This window comes from Clostridium sartagoforme AAU1, from assembly GCF_000401215.1.
GTDB classification, from domain to species: Bacteria; Bacillota; Clostridia; order Clostridiales; family Clostridiaceae; genus Clostridium; species Clostridium sartagoforme.
The window spans coordinates 1-25,080 of the sequence record NZ_ASRV01000102.1 but is presented as its reverse complement, the minus strand read 5'-3'; the positions used below and the strand labels follow the sequence as shown (position 1 = coordinate 25,080).

Sequence of the window (25,080 nt, the reverse complement as noted above, 5' to 3'; positions counted from 1 at the left end):
AATGAAAGTTGCATTTTCTACATTAGGATGTAGAGTTAATGTATATGAATCAGAAGCAATGGCTGAAAAGTTCATAAGAGAAGGTTATGAAGTTGTAGATGCTAGTGAGGCAGCTGATGTATATGTGATAAATACTTGTACTGTTACTAATATGGGTGACAAAAAATCAAGACAAATTATAAGTAGAGCAAGAAGATTAAATGAAAATTCTATAATAGCAGTTGTTGGTTGTTATTCGCAAATAGCACCAAAAGAAGTTTCAGAAATACCGGGAGTAGATGTAGTTCTTGGTACAAGAAACAAAGGTGATGTTGTGTACTATGTAAATAAGGCTAAAGACGAAGGAAAGTCACAAGTTCATGTTGAAGGAGTACTTAAGAATAAAAAGTTTGAAGAACTTAACATAGAAGAGTACCAAGATAAGACAAGAGCATTCTTAAAAATACAAGATGGATGTAATAGATTTTGTACATATTGTATAATTCCATATTCAAGGGGATCAGTATGTTCAAAAGATCCTAAAAAGGTATTGGAAGAAGTTAACAAATTAGCAGAACATGGCTTTAAAGAAATAATTTTATCAGGAATACACACTGCTTCTTATGGATTGGATTTAGAAGGAAATGTTAATTTAATAGATATAATAGAAGAAATAGAAAAAGTTGAAGGAATAGAAAGAATAAGAATAGGATCAATTGAACCTGCATTCTTTACTCCTGAAGTTATAGAAAAAATAAAGAAATTTAAAAAGTTATGTCCACATTTTCATTTATCATTACAAAGTGGGTGTGATTCTACACTTAAGAGAATGAATAGAAGATATACAGCACAAGAATATGCTGATTCAGTAGAATTGCTAAGAGAAACTATGCCAGATGTTTCTATAACTACAGATGTTATAGTAGGTTTTCCAGGCGAGACAGAAGAAGAGTTTAATGAAACATATGAGTTCTTAAAAAATATTAAACTTACTAAAACTCATGTATTTAAATATAGTCCAAGAAAAGGAACTAAAGCTTCAGATATGCAAGATCAAATTGATGGAAGTATAAAGGAAAAAAGAAGCAAGTTATTAATTGAGTTAAGCAATAAAAATGAAAAAGAATTTATAGAGAAATTTATAGGCACAGAAATGGATGTACTTATAGAAACGGAAGCTAAGGGACAAGAGGGGATGTATGAAGGGTATACAAGAAATTATATAAAGGTTCAGGTTCCTTGTTCATGTGCAGACGTTACTGGTAAAATAGTTGATATAGAAATAAGTAAAGTAGAAAATGAATATGGAATAGCAAAACTTTTATAAAAAACTATTCAGTACACTGTGAGCTAGAAATATTGTTTTGAAAAATAAAACAATATACTATATTAATTACTTGATATATTATATAATAATAAAATATTAATAATATTTAAAAATAATTGTAAGATAATAAAAAAACAAAGTTATTACTTAATGACTATTATCAATTAAAGGAACGGGGTGAATTTATGGATTGTATTTTTTGTAAAATAGCAAATGGTCAAATACCAAGTAAAAAAATATATGAGGATGAAAAGGTAATCGCGTTTCATGATATTAGTCCTGAAGCTCCTATTCATTTTCTAGTTATACCTAAGGATCATATACAAAGTGTAAATGAAATAAGTGAAGAAAATGCAAATATTATTTCACATATTTTCTTAGTTATTAATAAACTAGTAAGAGAGTTAAATATTGAGAAAACTGGATATAGAGTAGTAAATAACTGTGGAAAAGATGGTGGGCAAAGTGTAAATCATATACATTTTCATGTCTTAGGGCAAAGGGAATTAAAATGGCCACCAGGTTAAAGTTTTTTATCTAGATGTTGACTTTAAGGTATGCCTATTGTATAATATAGCGTGTGTTATTAAGCCCGTAGCTGAGTTAAATTAATTAATTTGAGCTAGCGGAGGGAGGGATAATAGATGTCAGAAATAAAAGTTGGAGAAAATGAAACACTTGAAAGTGCATTAAGAAGATTTAAGAGAAAATGTGCTAGAGCTGGAGTTCTTTCAGAAGTTAGGAAGAGAGAACACTATGAAAAGCCAAGCGTGAAGAGAAAGAAAAAATCAGAAGCTGCTAGAAAGAGAAAGTTCAAGTAGGAACTATTTTGATTTAAGATTTCAATAGAACTTAATTATTTAAGCTATTATTGGAGAATATACTTATCCAATACTTTAAATATATTATTTTATAATATATTTAGTTGAGGAATATAGTTTTATATTTTATCAAAAATAAGTGTAAGTATTATTATACTTGAATTTAAAGGGGAATAAACAGGATTTAATTAATCGGATTTTCTGAAGAGATAGATCTTGTTAAAGTACCTTCCTCAGCAGTTAAACAAAGAAAAATAAAATTGTTAAATGAACGGCTACACCATCGGTGTTAATAACATTGGATATATATCTAGGCTTTAATAAGCTTAGTATAGGCAGTTAAAGTCAATTTATAATAAGAATATTAACTAATAAATAAAAGCAAAGGAAATTTAATTTCTTTTGCTTTTTTTCTTTTTAAATTTTATTTGATAAAAATATTAATATAGTCTTACTAAACATCAATTATTTATGTGTAATTTTCTTAAGATTCTTATCATAAATTACTATTAGGCACAATCAAACAAATAATAAACCAGTATGTTATCATATTTTGCGTAATACTGTGTCAGTAAACACTTAGATAGCTACCAGTATCTGCGCATTTACTTCCTTGTCTTACACAAAATACTCGTTACATCTTTGGTTTATTATTTATATTCATGTGCCTTAGAAAAAATATAAGGAGAGAAGATTATGCAAGGAAAGATAGAGAGAAGTAGAGAGATAATAGCGGAAAAATTAGACTTACCTAAAGATATAGTACTAAGCGTTCCTAAAATAACAATTATAGGGAACGATGAAATAACAATAGAAAATCACAAAGGAATAGTATTATTTGATAGAAATAGTATAAAGGTAAATACTAAAGTAAAAGTTATTAATATTGAAGGAGAAAACTTTGAAATATTATATATTGGAGATTCTACAATAACGATTAGCGGAAAATTTAGATCAATTTCATACGAGGTGTAATATGGCAACAGGAGTTTTTGAAAGTGGAAAAGTAGTAGTAGAAGTTAACATATTAAAACCAGAAAGACTTTTAAACATATTATGGAATGAAAATGTAAATGTTATAAATATAAAAAGAATTGATGTGGCAACAATAAGAATATCAATAGATTATAATGACTATGATATACTAGTAGAAGCAGTTAGAAGTTTGAATGGGAAAAGTAAAATTGTTTCTAAAACAGGAATATTATTTATTGTAGGAAAACTAAAAAGCAAACTATTCTTAGCAATAGGAGGAATGCTATTTTTAACTATATTATTATATTTATCTACCTACGTATGGAGCATAGAAATTAATACTAAAAAGAATGTTTCTCCATATGAATTAAGACAGCAATTATATAGTATAGGTATAAAACCAGGAATAAGTAAAGATAAAATAGATGTAAAAGATATTGAAAAACAGTTAGAAAACATGAATTCAGAAATATTATGGTTAAGGGCAAGAATAGAAGGCTCAACCTTAAAGATATTTATTGAAGAAAAAGTTAATCCGCCAGAAATTAAAGAAGGTAAGTATGGAAACTTAGTTGCTAAAATGGATGGAGAAGTTAGTAGAGTATATGCTTTTTCAGGAAGGTCTTCAGTTCATATTGGAGATATGGTAAAGGTAGGAGATGTAGTTATTGAAGGAATCAATGGGAAGGAAGAAGATCCTTATCAAGTGGTACCAGACGGGGTAGTTATGGCAAATACTTTTTATGAAAAGAGTATGACAACTAAGATAGATGGAACAGAGCTTAAAAGAAGCGGAGAAAAGGATAGCGATATTTATATAAAAATATTAGGTAAGAAAATTTATCTTAAAAAAGCTATAAAAGAATTTAAAGAGTATGATAAAATAGAAGAGAGTGGAAAAATAATAAATAAAGTAAATTATTTTGAAAAGAAGGAATATCCAGTTCAATTATCGAAAGAAGAAGCTATAGATAAAGCTGTAAAAGAATTGGAAGAATCATTATATAGTAATTTAACTAGAGAAGCTAAAATAATTGATAGAATAATAAGTACTAGTGATAGCTCAGATGGGAATATAGTTGTTAATGTAGTGTTTGTAGTAGAGCAAAATATAGTAAATAATGAACCAGTAGAGTATTGAAAAACTATTCAGATTAGAGGGTGAGGGACTTGTTTTTAAATAAAAAAGATAAAGAAAATAAAAAAGAAGAAAAAAATACAAAAGAATATTAATATATCTAATTGTATTTTTAACTATATACTTTCTTTTATTAACTGTAATTGCGCCTAAAAGGCATAATTTATCTGTCGGTGATATAGCAACTGTAGATATAAAAGCACCTATTGATACAATAGATGAAATTGCTACAAAGGAAAAGGAAGAAGAGGCTATAGCAAAAGCTAAAGAAGATAAACAGTACACAGTTAAAAGTGATGTTAAAACTCAAGCAATTGAAAATGTAAATAAATTGTTTAGTAAAATTACCGCTGAAAATGCATCTAACCCAAGTAAAGAAGAGACCGATAAAATAGCTGAAATAAAACAAATAGAAGAATTTAAGCTAACAGACGAAGAATATAAAGAGCTTTTATCATTGAATTCAGTTAGATTATCAGAAGTACAAAAATTAATAATAGAATCATTGGAAGCAGTATACAAAGAAAATATAGGTGAAAATGATTATGAAAGCTTACAAAAAGCTAAAAATATAGTGGATACTAATTTAGGAAAAAGTAATATTGATAGAACTTTGGAAGATATATTAAGAAATATAACTTATACTGAAATAAAACCAAATTTCTTCTATGATAGTGAAAAGACAGAGGAAAAAATTAAAGAAGCTCAAAAAAATGTTCAAAAAGAAATAATAAAGAAGAATCAGATAATAGTAAAAGAAGGAGAGCCTGTAACAGAAAGACAATTAGAAGTTTTAAAGGAATTAGGACTTTTAAATGATGGAACAACTAAAAGTTATTTATTATCATTTATTTCTCTAGCAATATTAGTTGCATTAATTCTATTTATTCAATATAGTTATATAGCAAAAGAGAGAGCAGACATATTTAAAGATACTAAAATGATAATATTGATAAGTAGTATTAATATTATCATGCTTATAATTTCAATGGGAGTAAATATAATTTCACCATATTTAATGCCATTAGTATGCAGTGCAATGCTTATGACTATTTTAATAGATAACAAAATATCATTAGTTATAAATTTATTAAATATAATATTTATATCTATAATTGTAGGATTTAATCCATCTGTTATACTAATATCAATAGTAAGTGTTGTTCTTGGCTCAAGTGCACTTAAAAAAGTACAGCAAAGAAATGATATAATATATTCAACTCTTTATATAACTGTTGTGTCAGCTATAGGAACAGTAACACTAGGGATGATTTCATCAAATAACTTAAAGGAGATTTTTATAGAAACTGGGTATACAGCAATAGGAATTCTACTTTCTGGAATATTAGCAGTGGGACTACTTCCATTCTTCGAATCAATATTTGATGTAGTTACTAATATAAAGCTACTAGAATTATCAAACCCAAACCAACCATTAATGAAAAAGTTACTTATGGAGGCACCGGGAACTTATCATCATAGTATGATGGTTGCTAATTTGGCAGAAGCAGCTGCGGAAGTTGTTGGAGGTAATCCAGTTATAGCTAGAGTAGGTGCATATTATCATGATATAGGAAAAACAAAAAGGCCGTATTTCTTTGGAGAAAATCAAATGGGGAAAGAAAATCCGCATGATAAAATAACTCCGAATCTAAGCACATTAATAATTTTATCGCATACTAAAGATGGCTTAGAAATGGCTAGGGAGCACAAGATTCCTAAAGTAATACAAGATATAATAGAACAGCATCATGGAACAACCTTGGTTAAGTATTTTTATTATAAACTTAAGAATTCATCAGATAGACCAGAAGAAATTAAGGAAGAAGACTTTAGATATCCAGGGCCTATACCATCAAGCAAGGAATCAGGAATATTAATGCTTGCAGATAGTGTAGAAGCATCAGTAAGGTCAATTGGTGAACCGACAAAAGGTAAAATAGAAGAAATGGTGAATAACATAATAAATGATAAACTTAATTCAAGACAACTTGTAAATTGTGATTTAACCTTAAAAGATATAGAAATTATAAGAAAAAGCTTTTTGAAAACTTTAGATGGAATATATCATCATAGAATTGAATATCCTACTGAAAAGAAAGTAAAATAATTAAGAAAATTATAATGACTTTAAAAAGGGAAGGGGATATAACCTTTCCTTTTATTTTTATAAATAAAAAGGAGAAAAAAATGTTATATACAGAAAATAGACAAAATAAATTAGAAGTAACAGAGCAATTTATAAATAAAATAACAGAGGTATGTAATTTTGTATTAAAAGAAGAAGAAGTGTTGTGTGAATATCAAATTTCGCTGTTATTTGTTGATAATAATGAAATAAGGGAAATAAATAAAGAAACAAGAAATATAGATAGAGAAACAGATGTATTATCTTTTCCAATGTTAGATTTTGATTATAAAAAAGTATTTAAGGATATGTACGTAAATTATGTTTTTGATGAAACATATAAAGATGGAGACGAATTAGTATTAGGAGATATGGTATTATCATTAGAAAAGGCTATGGAACAGAGTGTAGAATATGGACATTCTTATGAAAGAGAAGTAAGCTATTTAGTAGTACATTCAATACTTCATTTATTAGGATATGATCATATAGATGAGGATGACAAAAAAATAATGAGAAAAAGAGAAGAAGAAATATTAAATAAATTACGAATTAGAAGATAATACTATAAGTGTGGGGGTATTATATGAAAATAAAAAGGCTAGTAGAGAGCTTTAATTATGCAATATCAGGAGTTTTAGATACTGTTAGAACACAAAGAAATATGAAAATTCATTTGTTTACTGCATTATGTGTACTCTTAGCATGTTTTTTATTGGATGTATCAAAAATAGAATTTCTTATTTTAGCAATTACAATAACATTAGTTCTTGTAGCTGAAATAATTAATACAGCTATAGAAGCAACTATTGATATATCAACTAATTATTATCATCCTTTAGCCAAAATAGCTAAAAATGCAGCAGCAGGAGCTGTATTAGTAACAGCAATAAATGCATTACTTGTAGGGTATATAATATTTTGGGATAAGATATCTAATATTTCTTATGATTTAATACATAAAGTAAAAGAATCAGAACCATATATGATATTTATAGCACTAGTATTTGTTACTATTGCAACTTTAATAATTAAAGCTATATTTGGCGAAGGCACACCATTAAGAGGTGGAATGCCTAGCGGGCATAGTGCACTTTCGTTTTCAATTGCTACAGCACTTTCATTAATAACAGAAGAACCAATATGCATAATTCTAAGTTATCTAATGGCTCTTATAACAGCTCAAAGCAGAGTGGATTCTAATGTTCATTCTATATGGGAAGTAATAGTAGGAGCTTTATTTGGAACATTACTTACTTTACTTATATTTGTTATATTTAAATTGTAATGTATCAAGTAGTTGAGTTTACAAAACTTAATAACAATACTTTAATTTTAAGAAAGTAATGATATAATAAAAGACACAACAATTTTATAGGAAATTAGGAGGAAAGATGTTTAAATCAGGATTCGTAACAATAGTAGGTAGGCCAAATGTAGGAAAGTCAACGTTATTAAATCAAATAATGGGAGAAAAACTATCAATAGTATCTAATAAACCACAGACTACTAGAAATAATATACAGACAATATTAACTGGAGAAAATCATCAATTAATCTTTGTAGATACACCAGGAATACATAAACCTAAGCATAAATTAGGAGAGTATATGGTTAATTCCGCTAAAGAATCTATGAAAGAAGTAGATCTTGTATTATTTTTGATTAATCCAGAAGAAGAAATAGGAAGAGGAGATAAATTTATAATAGAAACACTAAAGAATCAAAAAGCACCTGTGTTTTTAGTTGTAAATAAAATTGATGAATTTACTCAAGAAAGAGTAGCTAAAACTCTTCAAATGTATTCCTCAGAAATGGAGTTTAAAGAAATAATACCTATTTCTGCTTTGAAGGGGAAAAATGTAGATAAATTAGTTGAATTAATGATAAATTCAATGCCAGAAGGTCCTAAATATTATCCAGATGACATGATTACAGACGTTCAGGAAAGATTTGTTATTTCAGAAATAGTTAGAGAAAAGGCGTTGAGAACATTAAGAGAAGAAATACCTCATGGAATTGCAGTAGATATAGTACAAATGAAACAAAGCCCAATTGGAACATGGCATATTGAAGTTGATATGCTTTGTGAAAAAGATTCTCATAAAGGGATAATAATAGGGAAAAATGGCCAAAGTCTTAAAAAAATCGGAGAAACAGCAAGATATGAAATAGAAAGATTTTTAAGGAATAAAGTAAATTTAAAGATTTGGGTAAAGGTTAGAAAAGAGTGGAGAGATAATCAAAACCTATTAAAAGAATTGGGGTATAAAAAGGTTAAGTAAAATAAGGGGATGGTGTTTCTGTCACTACATAAGGTAAATGCAATAGTTATAAAAACTAAGGAATTTAAAGAAAATGATAAATTAGTATGGTTATATACAGATAAATTGGGGAAAATAACAGCTATAGCAAAAGGATCTAGAAAAAGTAAGAGTAAACTTCTATCTCTTACTTTACCTTTATGCTATGGAGAGTATGTTTTATTTAAAGGGAAAAGTTTATTTAATTTACAAGAAGGAAAGATAATTAATTCTTTTCAAGGATTATTAGATAGTTTAGACAAATTAACCTACTCATCGTATATATGTGAATTGATAGATATATGTGTAGAAGAAGGGGAAACAAATGAAGAATTATTTAGAAATTTCTTAACTTGTATGTATTTACTTAATACTAATGCATTAGATTATGAAATGCTTACTAGATCCTTTGAATTAAAATTATTAAAAGCGACTGGGTATGGATTAAATTTAGAAAACTGCGTAAGTTGCAGAGAAAAAATATCAGTATCCAATTATATATCTTTATCACATTATGGAGGTGTATGTGAAAATTGTAGAAGAGAACATGGGACATATATATCTAAGCCTGCATATAATGCAATAAAATTTCTCATGAGAACACCTATGGATAAGATATATAAACTAAACATAAATGAAGAAGTAAAAAAAGATATAAGTAAAATAACAACATTTATTATTTCTTCAAACTATTCTAAAAAACCAAAAAGCTTAGAAATGCTAAATTATATAAAGGAGTGAATGAATATGGGAATAACTTTAGAAAAGGTAGATAAAGTAAAAGAAAGAACAGGCGTAAGCTATGCAGAAGCAAAGTATGCTCTTGAAGTAAGTAATGGAGATGTATTGGAAGCAATAATATACATTGAGGGTATTAAAGGAATAAAGCCAGATTATATAAAAGAAAATGATACAAAAGAAAATGACTCAAAAGATAAATATGAAACAATAGATGAATTTAAAAGATGGCTAAAAGATTTGATAAATAAAGGAAATGTTACAAGAATTAGAATTAGCAAAGATGGAAAAGAAATTGTAGATGTACCAGTTAATGCAGGGATAGCAGCAGGAGTAATAGCTGTTATAATACCTCCAGTATTAGCTTTTGTTGTTATTGCAGCAGTAGTAACACAAATAACAATAGAAATAACTAAAGCTGATGGTAGTGTAGAGGTTGTTAACAAATATATTAGTAAAGCAGTTGATGACATAAAAGATGCAGCAACTGATGTAGCTTATATGGTTAAAGACAAAGTAAATGAAGTTAAAAATGAAAAATTTAAAGGTAATGACAATAAAAGCAGTAAAAAGAAAAGTGATAAAGAAGAACAAATAGATGAAAATGTATTTACATACACTGTGAATTTTGAAGATGATACTAAATCGGAGTAATATTAAGATAAACAGTAGATACAGTAGAATAAAATAAACAGAAAAGGAATATTCAGCTAATATGACTAATTTTTCAGAAAATTAAGTATAGTCAAACTTTTATAAAATGTTATAATTAGTATGTAAATATCAAACAAATCAAAATTATCTGAATATTCCTTGCAAATGTAGAAAGAGGGATAAATTTGCAATTATCACCAAGGCAAGAGCAAATAGTAAAGATAGTAAAAGAGGGACAGCCAGTAACTAGTGAAGCTTTAGCTGAAAAACTAGGAGTAACTAGGGCTGCATTAAGAGCTGATTTAGCCATTCTAACGATGATAGGCATGTTAGATGCTAGACCTAAGGTTGGTTATGTATATTTAGGAAAAGCTCATAATACTAGAATTTTGGAGAATATATCTAAGGTTCTAGTTGGTGAAATAATGTCTAAACCAGTTACAGTTACAGAAGAAACAACAGTATATGATGCAATCGTATTCTTGTTTTTAAATGATGTAGGGACATTATTTATAGAAAGTAATGGTATATTAGTTGGAGCAGTTTCAAGAAAAGATTTTTTGAAAAATGCTATAGGGGGAACCGATATACATAAGGTTCCAGTGGGAGTTATAATGACTAGAATGCCAAATATCATATGTGGATACGCAGAAGATAGTGCATATAGCTTAGCAAAAAAATTATAGAACATGAAATTGATAGTATACCAATAGTAGAAAAGGTAGAAAATTCTACTAATGAAAAAAATCAATTTAAAATAATTGGTAAAATATCAAAGACTAACATAACTAAACTTTTTGTAAAGCTTGGAGAAGGCAATTAGAGTAAGGACTATGGATTAAATGTTTTAGGGTAACTACAGTGCAGAAGTACTGTTAGTATATATATTCAATTTGATTGAACGGAGGAGTATTGAGATGGAGAAAAAGAAGTACGTTTACCTTTTCAGTGAAGGCAATGGATCTATGAAGAACCTTCTAGGAGGTAAAGGAGCAAATTTATCAGAAATGATTTTACTAGGAATTCCAGTACCACAAGGATTCACAGTTACAACAGAGGCTTGTAATAAATATTACGAGGATGGAAAAGTAATCTCAGAGGACGTTATCGAAGAAATTCACCAAAAAATTTCAGATTTAGAAAAACTAACAGGAAAAGAATTTGGAAGTTTAACAAAACCTTTATTAGTGTCTGTAAGATCAGGTGCTAGAGTATCAATGCCAGGTATGATGGATACAGTATTAAACCTTGGTTTAAATGATCAATCAGTAGTAGCTATGGCTGATTTAACTCAAAATCCAAGATTTGCATATGATTCATATAGAAGATTTATTCAAATGTTCTCAGATGTTGTTATGGGTATTGAAAAGAGATTATTTGAAAATTTAATAGATGAACTAAAAGAAGAAAAAGGTGTTGAGGTTGATACTGATTTAACAGCTGATGATTTAAAGGTATTGGTTGGAAGATATAAAGAACTTTATAAAAAAGAAATGGGAGAAGAATTCCCACAAGATCCAAAAACTCAATTAATTGAGTCAATAACAGCAGTATTTAGATCATGGGATAATCCAAGAGCTATAGTTTATAGAAGATTAAATGATATTCCAGGGGAATGGGGTACAGCTGTTAACGTACAAGAAATGGTATTTGGTAATAAGGGAGAAACTTCAGGAACAGGGGTTGTATTCTCAAGAGACCCAGCTACAGGAGAAAATAAAATATATGGTGAATACTTAATGAATGCACAAGGTGAAGACGTTGTTGCAGGTATAAGAACACCACTTCCAATAGATAAGTTAGAAGAACAAAATCCAGAAATATACAAAGAATTTACAGATATAGTTCATACATTAGAAAATCACTATAGAGATATGCAAGATATGGAAATCACTATAGAAGAAGGAAAATTATATTTCCTACAAACTAGAAACGGTAAGAGAACAGCTCAAGCAGCTTTAAAGATAGCTGTTGATTTAGTTGAAGAAGGAATGTTAACTAAAGAACAAGCAATATTAAAGGTTGAGCCAAATCAATTAGATTCTTTACTTCACCCAGCTTTCCATACAGAAGATTTAAAGAAAGCTACACCAATTGCAAAAGGTCTTCCTGCATCTCCAGGAGCTGCATGTGGTAAAATAGCTTTCACTGCAGAAGAAGCTAAGGAAAGAAAAGAAAAAGGCGAAACTGTAGTTTTAGTTAGATTAGAAACTTCACCAGAAGATATAGAAGGAATGATAGCGGCAGAAGGTATCTTAACTGTTAGAGGTGGCATGACATCTCACGCAGCAGTTGTTGCTAGAGGAATGGGAACTTGCTGTGTTGCTGGATGTGGAACTTTAAAAGTTAATGAAGAGGCAAAAACACTAGAAGTTGGCGGAAAAGTTTATACAGATAATGACTTTATTTCAATAGATGGTTCAACAGGTAATATATATGGAGAAGCTGTTAAGACAGTTACACCAGAAATATCAGGACATTTTGCTACATTTATGGCATGGGCAGATGAAATTAGAAAATTAAAGGTTAGAACTAATGCTGATAGCCCAAGAGATACTAAGCAAGCTGTTGAATTTGGAGCAGAAGGAATAGGTTTATGTAGAACTGAGCATATGTTCTTTGCTGAAGATAGAATTATGGCAGTTAGAGAAATGATAGTTGCTAAAAATGAAGAGCAAAGAAGAAAAGCTTTAGAAAAATTACTTCCAATGCAAAGAGAAGATTTTATTGGAATATATGAAGCATTAGGTGGAATGCCAGCAACTATAAGATTCTTAGATCCACCACTACATGAATTCTTACCTCATAATGATGAAGACATTATGGGCTTAGCTAAAGAAATGGGATTAACATTTGAAGAATTAAAAGCAACAGTTGCAGAATTACATGAATTTAACCCAATGATGGGTCACAGAGGATGTAGATTAGCAGTTTCTTATCCAGAAATAGCTGAAATGCAAACTAGAGCTGTAATTGAAGCTGCAATAGAAGTTAAAAATTCTAAGGGATATGACATAGTTCCTGAAATAATGATTCCTCTTGTTGGAGAAATAAAGGAATTAAAATATGTTAAGGATATAGTTGTTGAAACAGCTGAGAGAGTTATGGAAGAAAAAGGTGTTAAGCTAAATTATATGGTAGGAACAATGATTGAAATACCAAGAGCTGCATTAACTGCAGATGCAATAGCTAAAGAAGCTGAATTCTTCTCATTTGGAACAAATGACTTAACTCAAATGACATTTGGATTCTCAAGAGATGATGCTGCTAAATTCTTAAAGGATTACTATGATAAAAAGATATATGAACAAGATCCGTTTGCTAAAATAGATCAAACAGGTGTTGGTGAACTAGTTAAGATTGCAGTAGAAAAAGGAAGAGCTGCAAGACCAGGAATTAAGCTTGGAATATGTGGAGAACATGGTGGAGATCCATCATCAGTAGAATTCTGTCATAATATAGGATTAGACTATGTATCTTGCTCACCATTTAGAGTTCCATTAGCAAGACTAGCAGCTGCACAAGCACAAGTTAGAAATAAAAGATAATATATATAAGAGGAGGTGTTAAACCTCCTCTTTAAAATTTTACATCATAATGATTTCGAAAGGCATTCATAAGTTCATAAGTAAATTGAAGTTGATTTTCTGCTCTGTCTAATCCTTTATTTAGAAGAAGAATAAAGGAGTTTTTATTACATCTCTTAATATTTTTATAATAATCTCTAGATAACTTCCAAAATTTTTGAGGAAAAGATATATAAGCTAATATATATTTAAAATCAGATTGCGTAAGAGTATTCTCTTCCATATATCTATCAAGAACATCTAAAGTTAAATTTATCTGCCAATTTGTATTTTCTCTTTTTAATAGCCTCCTTAAAAAGTAAGATATATCCCTAGAGCAATAATCCATTTTACATTTATCAAAGTCAATTAGTGCAATAGTATCATTATTTATTAATATATTTTTATTTACATAATCACCATGACAAAGAGACCTCGAAAGTTCCTCAGGTATAATTGAAGATGATACTTCAAAGGAAATCTTAGCAAGTTCTAGGTTTTCACTTAGATTTTCAAGAAATATTTTTGAAAATCTATCATTGTATTTATGAGCGTTATTTATATTAATTAGTAATTGATTAAAATGTTTTGATATAGTTTCATTATAATTTTCAAATCCTTCCCTTTGATTACTACCAACTATTGAGGAAAAGTTTTTAGAAGCTATATGTAATTTTCCAAGTGTTTTTGAAGAAAGTAAAACATGATTTAAATTATCAAAATCACACTTTTCCCCATCAAGCCATGGAGTTAAAATAAATAACATATCATTATATTTCACATATCTATTTCCATTATTAGTTGGCAAAAGTTTTGGAACATTTATTCCATTTCTATGACACCACTCCATTGCAGAGTAAACATATAAAAGATTTGCCTCATCATAATAAACTTTTTTCAAGCAATAGCTTTTACTAGCAGAATCTATCCTATATACTGCTCTTTGCTTATCAGTATCTTTAAATTTTATACTAGTTATAGATGCATTTTGAAGATTATAATAAGATAAGATATTAGATTTTATTTCCTCAACAGGAAGTAGCTCATCTTTTAAATCTGATAATACGTTTTCCATAGTTCTCTCCTTATATAATTACTCATTATTAAGATATTAGTAAAAAAAGAAAGTATACTTGGTATTAAATATATTATTATAAAATATGTTTAAATAGAGGAAAATAGAGAAAAATATAGAATATGTAATATAGAGGTGAGATATATGAATGTAAGAGAAAAAATAGAGGGTTTCGAAAGGTTGACATTAGTTCCACAAGCTACTTTCAGCACCTTAACATTAGGAAGAAAAATAAAAGAAGAAAGTGATAGTATAAGAACTTGTTTTATGGTTGATAGAGATAGAATAATTCATAGTAAATCTTTTAGAAGATTAAAGCATAAAACACAGGTTTATATAAAAACTTTTGGAGATCATTATAGAACAAGATTAACTCATACATTAGAAGTATCTCAAATAGCAAGAACAATAGGAATTGGTGTTGGATTAAATGAATCACTAATAGAAGCTATTTCATTAGGACATGATTTAGGGCATGTGGCTTTTGCACACAATGGAGAAGAGGTATTAAATAAATTTTTAGAGGGTGGATTTAGACATAATGAACAAAGTGTGAGAGTTGTAGAAAAACTTGAGAGGAATGGATTAGGACTAAATTTAACCTTAGAAGTTATAGATGGAATACTACATCATAGTGGTCTTGAAAATGGTCAAAATAAGGCAAAGACACTAGAAGGCAGAGTTGTAAAAATAAGTGATAAAATAGCATATCTAAATCATGATATAGATGATTCTATAAGAGCAGGACTTTTAAGTGAAGATATATTACCTAAAGAAATTATAAAAGTATTAGGTAACACTCATTCTAAAAGAATTGAAACTTTAGTTTTAGATGTAATTAAAAATACTACAGAAGCATTAAATAATAATGATATAGATATTAAACTTAGTAAAGAAGTTTGGGAAGCAATGACTGAACTAAGAAGATTTATGTTTAAAAATGTTTACTTAGGGGATATTTTAAAAGTAGAGAGAAATAAAGCAAAGTTTATTCTAGAAAATTTGATAAATTATTACTATACACATGAAAATGAACTACCTAATATATATCAAAACATAGCGAAAGAAGAAGGATTAAAAAGAGCAGTAGCAGATTATATAGCTGGAATGAGCGATGATTATTGCTTAAATAAATTTAATTCTCTTTTTGTTCCTAAAGTAGTTATATATTAAGAGCTATTAAAAATATAAATTTGATTAAAATTTTAAATTAGAGAAAATATAAATAAAGAATATTTAATAAAAATTAATTTTAAAGAAGGAAATATAGAAAAAATGTCGAAATAAATATAAGTTGACGAAAATTATGAGTAAGGAGGTGAATCTCCTTGCAGATTTCTGAAGAGATTCTAGAAAAGGTAAAAGAACAAAATGATATAGTAGATGTAATATCTGAATCAGTTAGGCTTAAACGATCTGGAAGAAACTTTTCAGGACTATGTCCATTTCATAATGAAAAGACACCATCATTTTCAGTATCGCAAGATAAGCAAATATATAAATGTTTTGGGTGTGGAGAATCTGGAAATGTAATTTCTTTTGTTATGAAAAATAAAAATATGCCATTTGTAGAAGCTGTTAAATATTTAGCGGATAGAGCTAATATTACAATAGAAAGTGAGCAAGGGAGAATAAGTCCAACTGCAAAAAAGAGAGAAATACTTTATAAAGTAAATGTAGAAGCAGCAAGGTTCTTTTATTCAAACTTGAAAAACACAAGAGAAGCAAAGGAATATTTTTTAAACAGAGGCATAAAGGAAGAAACAATAAAGAAATTTGGGTTAGGCTTTGCAAAAGATAGTTGGAACAATTTAATATTACATTTGAGAAAATTAGGATTTAGAGATGACTTATTACTTGAGGCAGGATTAGTTTCGACCTCAGAGAGAACAGGAAATAAATATGACAGGTTTAGAAACAGAGTTATATTTCCAGTATTTGATTATAGGGGTAAGGTAATAGGCTTTGGAGGAAGAGTCTTAGATGATTCAAAACCAAAATATCTAAACTCTCCAGAAACTTTGGTTTTTCAAAAGGGAACCAATCTATATGGATTAAATTTTGCTATAAAAAGTAAGATGCAGGATAGATATTTCATTATGGTAGAAGGATATATGGACTTAATAACTTTGCATCAATATGGAATTACAAATGTAGTAGCATCCTTAGGTACAGCTTTAACTACAAATCAAGCTAGATTATTAAAGAGATATGCTGATAAAGTTATAATATCATATGATGCTGACATAGCTGGTCAGGCAGCAACTATGAGAGGTCTAGAGATATTAAAAGATGCAGGATTTGACGTAAGGGTGTTAAGTATTCCACAAGGAAAAGATCCAGATGAATACGTAAGAAGTAATGGAAAAGAAGCATTTATTAAATTAATTAATAATGCTGAAAGTTTAATAGACTATAGGATTAAAAAAGCAGAAGAAGGAATTAACCTTAAGGATAGCAATGATTTAGTTAAATATGGAAAAAGAGTAACAGAGATTTTAGCAAATGTTAATTCTATAGAAAAAGATGTCTATATAAAGAAGATATCAGAAAATACTGGTATAAGAGAACAAACATTATATGATTTATTATCAAAAAAAATGACAAAAAGTATAAAAGAAAATGCTTTTATGAATAATAAGGAAGAAAATGGAACAAAATTATATTTAGAGCCAGCTTTTTTAAAAGCTGAGAGATCCTTAATGAAGTTATGTTTAGAAGAAGAATATTTTGACTATATTAGTCAAGTAATAAGCCAAGATGAGTTAATTCTTCCAGAACATAAAGAGATTTTTTCTATTATTAAAGAAGCTAAAAAGGGGAATATAAATAATATAATAACTTTTTTAGAATCAAAATGCACAAATTTAAAAACTATTGACGAAATTATAAAAATTAAAGAGCAAAATGTTTTAATAGGTAAAGATAATAAAAGATTAATACAAGATTTTATCAAGCAATTAGATAATTATAAATTAAACCAACAACTAGATGAATTAATAAAGAAACAAAAGCTTTTAGAAGCACAAGGTAAAATTGAAGAATCTATAAAAATAGCAATTGAGTTAAAAAAGTTAATGAGAAGTTAAAGAGAGGTGCAAAGTAATAATTGGCAATAACGGAAGGAGGTAACAAAATGGTAGATGAAAAAACAAAAGCTAAACAAGGTAAAAAAGAGAATGAGGACAAAAATAGCAAAATGAATATAGTTAAAAATCTACTAGATAAAGGAAAGAAAAATGGTACTTTAACATATAAGGAAATAATGGATGAAATTGAACATATAGACTTAAGTCCGGAACAAATAGAAAAAATATATGAAGTGTTAGAGTCCATGGGTATAGAGGTTATAGGTGATCCTAATGGTATTGATGTAGTTGAAGAAGAATTAGAATTAGATTTAACTATTCCAGAAGGTATAGCTATAGATGACCCAGTAAGAATGTACCTAAAAGAAATTGGAAAAGTTCCTTTATTATCTTCAGAAGAAGAAATAGAATTAGCAAATAGAATAGAACAAGGAGATCAAAGAGCTAAAAAGAAATTAGCAGAAGCAAATTTAAGACTTGTTGTAAGTATTGCTAAAAGATATGTTGGAAGAGGAATGTTATTTCTAGACCTTATTCAAGAAGGAAATTTAGGACTTATTAAAGCCGTAGAAAAGTTCGACTATAGGAAAGGATTTAAATTTTCTACCTATGCTACATGGTGGATAAGACAGGCAATAACTAGAGCTATTGCAGACCAAGCAAGAACTATAAGAATACCTGTCCATATGGTAGAAACTATAAATAAATTAATAAGAGTACAAAGACAATTATTACAAGAGCTAGGAAGAGATCCTTTTCCAGAAGAAATTTCAAAAGTTATGGACTTACCAGTAGATAAAGTAAGAGAAATACAAAAAATAGCTCAAGAACCAGTATCTTTAGAAACTCCTATAGGTGAAGAAGAAGATTCACATCTTGGAGATTTTATCCCAGATGATGATGCTTTAGCACCAGCAGAAGCGGCAGCATTTACTATGCTTAAGGAGCAATTAATAAATGTTCTAGATACTTTAACTCCAAGAGAAGAAAAAGTATTAAGACTAAGATTTGGATTAGATGATGGAAGAGCAAGAACTTTAGAAGAAGTTGGTAAGGAATTTAATGTAACTAGAGAAAGAATAAGACAAATAGAAGCTAAGGCTTTAAGAAAATTAAGGCACCCTTCAAGAAGTAAAAAATTAAAGGATTATTTAGATTAGCACCAAAAGGTGCTAATTTTAATTTAGCAAGGAGAAAAAAATATGGAACTAAGCGAAAGATTAAATTTTATAATTAAAAATATTGAAAATACCTCAGTACTAGCAGACATAGGCACAGATCATGGATATATTCCATTACATGCTTTGAAAAGTGGAATTTGTAGTAAAGCTATAGCTGTAGATATAAATAAGGAACCATTAGATAAAGCAAGGTTAAATGCAATACTAGAAGGCATGGGAGAGGAATTAGAGTTTAGATTAGGTGATGGACTTAAAGTTTTAGAAAAAGATGAAGTGGAAGTTACAGTAATTGCTGGTATGGGTGGAAATTTAATTAGAGATATACTGGAAGAACAAATTGAAAAAGTTAATTCTATGAAGTATTTAATACTACAACCAGCACAAAATCCAGAAGTTCTAAGAGAATATCTTTACACTAATAATTATGAAATAATAAATGAAGATCTTTGTTTAGATGAAAATATATATTATGAACTTTTTAAAGTAAGGAGAAAAGAAGGAGAGGCTACGAACTTAGATCCAATATACTATGAAGTAAGCCCTAAACTTTTAATGCAAAAACATCCTTTAATGAAGGAGTATTTAATTTCAAAAGTTGAAAACTATGAAAAAATTAATAGTTTCATAACAGAAAGTACTATTAATTCAAATGAAAGAAGAAAATCAATACAAGAGAAGATAGACGTTATTACAAATATGATTAATTTTCTATAAGGAAGATGTTTATGAAAAAAATTAAAGATATTATTAGAATAATGGAGGAGTTTGCTCCAAAAACATTAAAAGAAGATTTTGATAATGTAGGTTTGATGGTAGGAGATAGAAATAAAGAGGTGAAGAAAATACTTTTAGCTTTAGATTGCACATTGGATGTAATAAAAGAAGCAAAAGAAAAAAGCGTAGATTTAATAATAACTCATCATCCTCTTATATTTAGAAAGCCAAGCAGTATAACAACAGATACATTAATAGGTAAAAAGATAATAGAATTAATTAAAAATGACATAAGTTTATATTCAAGTCATACTAATTTAGATTCTGCAGAGAATGGTTTAAATGAAACTATAGTAAATCTATTAGGTTACAGCACTAATGAACTTATAGAAGTTAATAAAATGGCTAGAAATGATAATGAAGGATTAGGAAGAATTGTTAGATTAGAAGATTTTATTAAATTAGAAGACTTAATAGAAGATATTAAAGAAAAATTAAATGTAAAATCATTGAAAGTCGTTAAGGGTTGTGAAAAAGTTAAAAATATTGCGATCATTAATGGAAGTGGCAGTGATTTCTTTGAAAAAGCATACAAAAAAGGTGCAGATTGTATAATAACAGGTGATACAACATATCATTATGCATCTGATTATAAAGAATTAGGAGTATCAATAATAGATACAGGGCATTTTTCTTCTGAATGGATTGTTTTTTTACAAGTTATCAATAAATTAACAGATAAATTACAAGACATAGAAATCTTAATATCTACTAAAAGTGAAGACCCTTACACATTTGTGTAAGGGTTTTTCTCTTACTTAATTCTTCAAATGGAAATGTATAAAGTTGCTTTTAATTAAAATAAAGCAACTTACATATGGTTACCTTTTTATAAACAACTTTTATTAATTTAAAGCATAAACTAATAATAATAAGAGTAATATATGGGAGATTAATTATGGGAAAATCATATTATAGAAAGAAGAGCAATTCTTGGGGCAAAACATTTCAAGATGGGTTTAAAGATATTTGTGAGGGAATAAGTAAAAACATAAGTAAGGGAGTACCGTTTTTTAGAAATTGTTGTAATCCTGCAGCTAGATTATGTATATTTATACTCATTCTCTTAACATTATTACTTTCGGGAATAGGATTTTATTCTTGGGTAATTCTAATTATGTTAGTAATAATCCTACAATTTGTTTAAAATGTAAAAAATATCATTTGCATTATTGACTAAGTTGTGATAACATAATCTTCGCGAGTAAGACATGCAATCGCTGCTAGACTAGATCTAGGAGAGGAAAGTCGGAGCTCCATAGGGCAGGGTGCTGGATAACGTCCAGTCAAGGCGACTTGAAGGAAAGTGCAACAGAGAGATACCGCCTAAAGTTTAAACTTATAACTTCTAATTTATTAGAATGTATAAGTTCCACTAACCAAATTGTAGATTTGGAGTGTTATTTAGGTAAGGGTGGAAAGGCGAGGTAAGAGCTCACCAGCATCATGGTGACATGATGGCTATGTAAACCCCACTTGGAGCAAGGTCGAATAGGGAAACATTTTGGAGTTGCCCGCTCCGTTTCCGGGTGTACCGCTTGAGCTTATTGGTAACAATAAGCCTAGATAGATGATTGCTTAATACAGAACTCCGCTTACGGCTTGTCTCGCATAAGTAATAGCAAGGGTTTATAGGTGTAGATATTAAAATCTTACCTTAATATTCTCTTGTTATTTTATTTTTAATAATTATTAAATGTTTATCAATAGAGAGTTTTCTAGAGGGGTTTCTTATTCTATAGATTTAATCTTACTTATTATTAAATAAGTGCATGTAACTATAGTTGCAAAAATAACAGTCATTCCAATATAATAGATAAAACGGTATGAGTGTGCAACTGTCACTTTAGTCATTAAGAGAAATAATATCATTGGTAAAATATAAAAACTGAAGAATACAAAAAATGTACAGGATAAGATAAAAATAAAAAATACTTTAAGATATTTCATAAAACTACTCCAATCATAAATTATTTCCTTAATTATACTATATTTGTTTATAATTGGTTAGAGGAAAATTTAATTAGTAGCTCTAAATTTTATTTGAAAAGATTTTTATAAAAAACTATTGCTAAAACTATTATAATATGATAATATAAATGAATAGCGAAAAGCTAATTAATATAGGTTTGATTTAGATAAATAATTTCTCGTAAATTGGAGATTATTATCCATTTGGAATCTTTAAATTTAGGAGGAATATTTATGACAGATAAAACAATAACTTGTAGAGATTGCGGAAGCGAATTCATATTTTCAGTAGGAGAACAAGAATTCTACAAAGAAAAAGGATTCGATAATGAGCCAACAAGATGTGTATCTTGTAGAAGAGCTAAAAAAGAGCAAAATAGAAGATAATTTTTGTTTGAATCAAGGGTTTTAAGTATATCTTAAAACTCTTTTTTATTTTAAAAATAAAAAATATATTTACTATAGAAAGAGGAAAATAAAGTGAATTTATAAATATCTTTATGATATATCTAAAATCAATAAAGAGAAGGTTCTTAGTAGCATCCTTTAAAAAAGCTACTTGCCATAAAGATAAAAGAACTTAGAAACCTAGGTGCTTTTATTTTATATAAAAAAGAAATGGTTTTAATCAAAAATAATTTTATAAAACATATAAAATTAATACCAGGTAGAAAGCAGTATGTATAAAATTCTACCTGGCAAATAGTTAACTACTTGTATAGATAATAAATTAAAGACAAGTTTTTTGTCAATCAGAAAATTATAAATAAAAATTTTTCATAGGTAAAAGTCATAAAAAAATTAAATTTATAATATTAGATAATATAATAAATAAATTGGAGAGATTTAAATGGAGAATTTTATTATCTTAATTTTAATTTCCTTACTAGCTGAAAGTGTATGGGAAACTTTAAAGATGATATGGCAAAATGGAAAGTTAGTTATAGATAGAGTAGGAGCATTAGTGGTCTCCGTACTAATAGCTATAGGAACTAATCTAGATATATTATCATTACTAGGGGTAAAAACTTTTATTCCCTATTTAGGTGTTATATTAACTGGGATATTAATAAGTAGAGGATCGAACTTTATACATGATTTATTAGTTAGAGTTGGAAATATAAAAATTAGTGAATAGAAAAAAATTTCAAAAATGATATTCAGAAAAGTTAAAACAATCCTTGCATTAATAATCAAGGATTGTTTTTTTATTATAATAAATCATTATGTAATATTTTATTATAAGAGTTTAGATCATCTAAGGAATTAAAAGCGTCCAAGACACTATTAATAATATAAATAAACAAAAACGTAGAAATTAGAATAATCAAATAAAAAAGTATATTTGACATAATTACCATATAAATCACCTCAGTTTAATTATTTCCAGCAATATGCAATTTTAAAACTAAAGCATAAGAAATAATTTTTTTTATTTAGTTAATACTATATATAGACAATATAAATTTTACAAAGGAGGAATTAATATGTCTCAAAGTAATAATACAAGGGAAAATAAAACTAGTATAGTAGGATGGATAGGAAGATTAGTAATGGTGGCTATAATTTTAGGAATAACATCCTTTTTTACTCCTGGATTTAGTATCAATGGATTATGGTCTTATTTAATAGCAGCAGTAGTAATTACTATATTAGATTATATAGTAGAATCCTTTATGGGAGTAGATGCTTCTCCATTTGGAAAAGGGTTAAAGGGGTTTGTTATTTCAGCAGTAATAATATATGTAGCACAGTTTTTTGTGCCTAATATGAGAGTATCAATTATAGGAGCCTTAATAGCAGCATTAGTTATAGGGATATTAGATGCTATTTTCCCATCAAGAGTTATGTAATTATAAAGTTATATACTAAATTAAATTTAAAAATAAGAGTTCTCAAATAAGAGAATTCTTATTTTATATTCAATAGATAAAAATTCAGCACTTGATTTAGAAAAATATATTTTTTATACTAAATGTAAGTTAATAAATTAAGGAAGGTGATTTTTGAATGAAGGATTTATTTACACCCTATAAAATGAAGGGGCTTGAGTTAAGAAATAGAATTGTATTACCTCCAATGTGTCAATATTCAGTAGAGAAAAAAGATGGAATAGCTAATGAATGGCATTATATGCATTATGTAAGTAGAGCAATTGGTGGTGTAGGCTTAATAATTATAGAAATGACAGATGTAGAACCAGATGGAAGAATAAGTGATTATGATTTAGGACTATGGTGTGATGAACAGATAGAACCTTTAAAGAAAATAGTAGATGAGTGCCATAAATATGGTGCTAAAGTGGCAATTCAAATTGCACATGCGGGAAGAAAGGCTGAAGATGCAGAAATACCAGTTGCACCATCGCCTATTCAATTTGATGATAAAAGTAAAACTCCAAAGGAATTATCTACAGAAGAAGTAAAAGAAATTGTGGATAAATTTAGATTATCAGTTAAGCGTGCTATTAAAGCAGGATTTGATGCTATAGAAATTCATGGAGCTCATGGATATTTAATACATCAATTTCATTCACCATTAACTAATAAAAGAAGTGATGAGTATGGAAAGGATTTAACTAAATTTGGAGTAGATATAATTAAAGCAGCTAAAAGTGAAATGCCAAAAGATATGCCTCTAATAATGCGCATATCAGCAGTAGAATATGTAGAAAATGGATATGGAATAGAAACAAGTATTAAGCTTTCCAAAGCATATAAAGAAGCAGGAGCAGATATATTTCATATTAGTGCAGGGGGAGAAGGCAAAATAGCAGCAGCCGGTAAACCAGGAACACATGCAGCATATCAAGTACCTTATGCAAAAGCTATTAAAGAAGCTTTAAACGCAGATGTTATTGCTGTTGGAAGGCTAGATGAGCCTGAGCTTGCTAATGCAGTAATAGGAAATGAAGAAGCAGATCTTGTAGCAGTTGGAAGAGCAATGTTTAGAAATCCATATTGGCCATTAGAAGCAGCTATTAAATTAAATAAAAAGGTTGATTTACCTAGACAATATGAATTAGGATTTCCAAGAAATATTTTAAATAAATAGGGAGAGTAAATGAGAGATTTAAAGTATCCAGCAATTTATAAGCATTTTAAAAATAAATACTATGCTGTTATGGGGATTTGTAAATATATAGAAAACAAAGATAATAGCAAAGATCTTAAAGTATTAAAGGCATTTCATACAGAGTTAAATTCATTGATAGAAATATACATAAAAGATGATGAGTATTTTCATTCAAATGATAAAGATTTAACTTTAGTTTTATATAAAGCACTTTATGATGATAAAGGAATATACGCCAGACCTATAGAAATGTTTTTAAGTGAAGTGGATAATGATAAATATCCAG

At 28.3% G+C, this 25,080-nt stretch carries 24 protein-coding genes, 1 other RNA gene and 1 pseudogene; 25 read left to right on the top strand and 1 reads right to left on the bottom strand.

Features of this window, described 5'->3' with window-relative positions:
* Position 1 precedes the first annotated feature (1 nt).
* The 13 genes and pseudogenes from mtaB to ppdK all read left to right on the top strand — a co-directional run bounded on the left by mtaB (position 2) and on the right by ppdK (position 13,611).
* Entirely contained in the window at positions 2–1,306 is a 1,305-nt protein-coding gene (gene mtaB / locus A500_RS08475) for a tRNA (N(6)-L-threonylcarbamoyladenosine(37)-C(2))-methylthiotransferase MtaB (protein ID WP_016207166.1), read from the top strand.
* A 185-nt stretch (positions 1,307–1,491) separates the two neighbouring features.
* Complete coding sequence (locus A500_RS08470) at positions 1,492–1,833, top strand: histidine triad nucleotide-binding protein (RefSeq protein WP_016207165.1); 342 nt, start codon at positions 1,492–1,494, stop codon at positions 1,831–1,833.
* 117 nt (positions 1,834–1,950) lie between these two features.
* The gene (gene rpsU / locus A500_RS08465) at positions 1,951–2,127 is read left to right on the top strand and encodes a 30S ribosomal protein S21 (RefSeq protein WP_003441547.1); all 177 of its coding nucleotides are present in this window, start codon (positions 1,951–1,953) and stop codon (positions 2,125–2,127) included.
* 696 nt (positions 2,128–2,823) lie between these two features.
* On the top strand, positions 2,824–3,102 hold the full coding sequence (yqfC, locus tag A500_RS08460; RefSeq protein WP_016207164.1) for a sporulation protein YqfC: 279 nt from the start codon (positions 2,824–2,826) through the stop codon (positions 3,100–3,102).
* Between the two features lies 1 nt (position 3,103).
* Positions 3,104–4,243, top strand: coding sequence for a sporulation protein YqfD (gene yqfD, locus A500_RS08455; RefSeq protein ID WP_016207163.1), 1,140 nt, complete (start codon positions 3,104–3,106; stop codon positions 4,241–4,243).
* An 85-nt stretch (positions 4,244–4,328) separates the two neighbouring features.
* Entirely contained in the window at positions 4,329–6,350 is a 2,022-nt protein-coding gene (locus A500_RS08450) for an HD family phosphohydrolase (RefSeq protein ID WP_051993139.1), read from the top strand.
* Between the two features lie 80 nt (positions 6,351–6,430).
* Complete coding sequence (ybeY, locus tag A500_RS08445) at positions 6,431–6,931, top strand: rRNA maturation RNase YbeY (RefSeq protein ID WP_016207161.1); 501 nt, start codon at positions 6,431–6,433, stop codon at positions 6,929–6,931.
* Between the two features lie 23 nt (positions 6,932–6,954).
* Entirely contained in the window at positions 6,955–7,656 is a 702-nt protein-coding gene (locus A500_RS08440; RefSeq protein ID WP_016207160.1) for a diacylglycerol kinase, read from the top strand.
* 106 nt (positions 7,657–7,762) lie between these two features.
* On the top strand, positions 7,763–8,653 hold the full coding sequence (era, locus tag A500_RS08435) for a GTPase Era (protein ID WP_016207159.1): 891 nt from the start codon (positions 7,763–7,765) through the stop codon (positions 8,651–8,653).
* Positions 8,654–8,662: 9 nt separating this feature from the next.
* Positions 8,663–9,412, top strand: coding sequence for a DNA repair protein RecO (gene recO, locus A500_RS08430; protein WP_040436672.1), 750 nt, complete (start codon positions 8,663–8,665; stop codon positions 9,410–9,412).
* A 6-nt stretch (positions 9,413–9,418) separates the two neighbouring features.
* Entirely contained in the window at positions 9,419–10,063 is a 645-nt protein-coding gene (locus A500_RS08425; protein ID WP_016207157.1) for a DUF4342 domain-containing protein, read from the top strand.
* 185 nt (positions 10,064–10,248) lie between these two features.
* Positions 10,249–10,886, top strand: a pseudogene (ccpN, locus tag A500_RS08420) (transcriptional regulator CcpN).
* 94 nt (positions 10,887–10,980) lie between these two features.
* The gene (gene ppdK, locus A500_RS08415) at positions 10,981–13,611 is read left to right on the top strand and encodes a pyruvate, phosphate dikinase (protein WP_016207155.1); all 2,631 of its coding nucleotides are present in this window, start codon (positions 10,981–10,983) and stop codon (positions 13,609–13,611) included.
* A 31-nt stretch (positions 13,612–13,642) separates the two neighbouring features.
* Here the strand turns inward: ppdK and A500_RS08410 are convergent, their stop codons facing one another.
* The gene (locus A500_RS08410) at positions 13,643–14,704 is read right to left on the bottom strand and encodes a CotS family spore coat protein (RefSeq protein ID WP_016207154.1); all 1,062 of its coding nucleotides are present in this window, start codon (positions 14,702–14,704) and stop codon (positions 13,643–13,645) included.
* A 144-nt stretch (positions 14,705–14,848) separates the two neighbouring features.
* Between A500_RS08410 and A500_RS08405 the strand changes: the two genes are divergently transcribed.
* From A500_RS08405 to A500_RS08355, 12 genes are all read left to right on the top strand, one after another.
* Complete coding sequence (locus tag A500_RS08405; RefSeq protein ID WP_016207153.1) at positions 14,849–15,877, top strand: deoxyguanosinetriphosphate triphosphohydrolase; 1,029 nt, start codon at positions 14,849–14,851, stop codon at positions 15,875–15,877.
* A 155-nt stretch (positions 15,878–16,032) separates the two neighbouring features.
* On the top strand, positions 16,033–17,793 hold the full coding sequence (gene dnaG, locus A500_RS08400; RefSeq protein WP_016207152.1) for a DNA primase: 1,761 nt from the start codon (positions 16,033–16,035) through the stop codon (positions 17,791–17,793).
* Between the two features lie 47 nt (positions 17,794–17,840).
* Positions 17,841–18,953: an RNA polymerase sigma factor RpoD gene (gene rpoD / locus A500_RS08395; RefSeq protein WP_016207151.1), complete on the top strand. Its 1,113-nt coding sequence runs from the start codon at positions 17,841–17,843 to the stop codon at positions 18,951–18,953.
* A gap of 42 nt (positions 18,954–18,995) precedes the next feature.
* Positions 18,996–19,688: a tRNA (adenine(22)-N(1))-methyltransferase gene (locus tag A500_RS08390; protein ID WP_016207150.1), complete on the top strand. Its 693-nt coding sequence runs from the start codon at positions 18,996–18,998 to the stop codon at positions 19,686–19,688.
* Positions 19,689–19,699: 11 nt separating this feature from the next.
* A complete protein-coding gene (locus tag A500_RS08385; protein ID WP_016207149.1) occupies positions 19,700–20,491 on the top strand; it encodes a Nif3-like dinuclear metal center hexameric protein in 792 nt (263 codons plus the stop codon).
* 155 nt (positions 20,492–20,646) lie between these two features.
* Positions 20,647–20,895: a hypothetical protein gene (locus A500_RS08380; RefSeq protein ID WP_016207148.1), complete on the top strand. Its 249-nt coding sequence runs from the start codon at positions 20,647–20,649 to the stop codon at positions 20,893–20,895.
* A gap of 54 nt (positions 20,896–20,949) precedes the next feature.
* An RNA gene (gene rnpB / locus A500_RS19450) (RNase P RNA component class A) lies at positions 20,950–21,362 on the top strand.
* 591 nt (positions 21,363–21,953) lie between these two features.
* Positions 21,954–22,106 carry a zinc-ribbon domain-containing protein gene (locus tag A500_RS08375; RefSeq protein WP_016207147.1) on the top strand — a complete coding sequence of 51 codons (153 nt, stop codon included), beginning with the start codon at positions 21,954–21,956 and terminating at the stop codon, positions 22,104–22,106.
* Positions 22,107–22,569: 463 nt separating this feature from the next.
* Positions 22,570–22,857, top strand: a complete 288-nt coding sequence (locus A500_RS08370; protein ID WP_016207146.1) for a hypothetical protein — start codon at positions 22,570–22,572, stop codon at positions 22,855–22,857.
* A 349-nt stretch (positions 22,858–23,206) separates the two neighbouring features.
* Positions 23,207–23,572, top strand: coding sequence for a phage holin family protein (locus A500_RS08365; protein WP_016207145.1), 366 nt, complete (start codon positions 23,207–23,209; stop codon positions 23,570–23,572).
* Between the two features lie 157 nt (positions 23,573–23,729).
* Complete coding sequence (locus tag A500_RS08360; RefSeq protein ID WP_016207144.1) at positions 23,730–24,773, top strand: NADH:flavin oxidoreductase/NADH oxidase; 1,044 nt, start codon at positions 23,730–23,732, stop codon at positions 24,771–24,773.
* A gap of 9 nt (positions 24,774–24,782) precedes the next feature.
* The coding region (locus tag A500_RS08355; protein WP_016207143.1) for a DUF1653 domain-containing protein at positions 24,783–25,080 on the top strand (298 nt) is incomplete at its 3' end.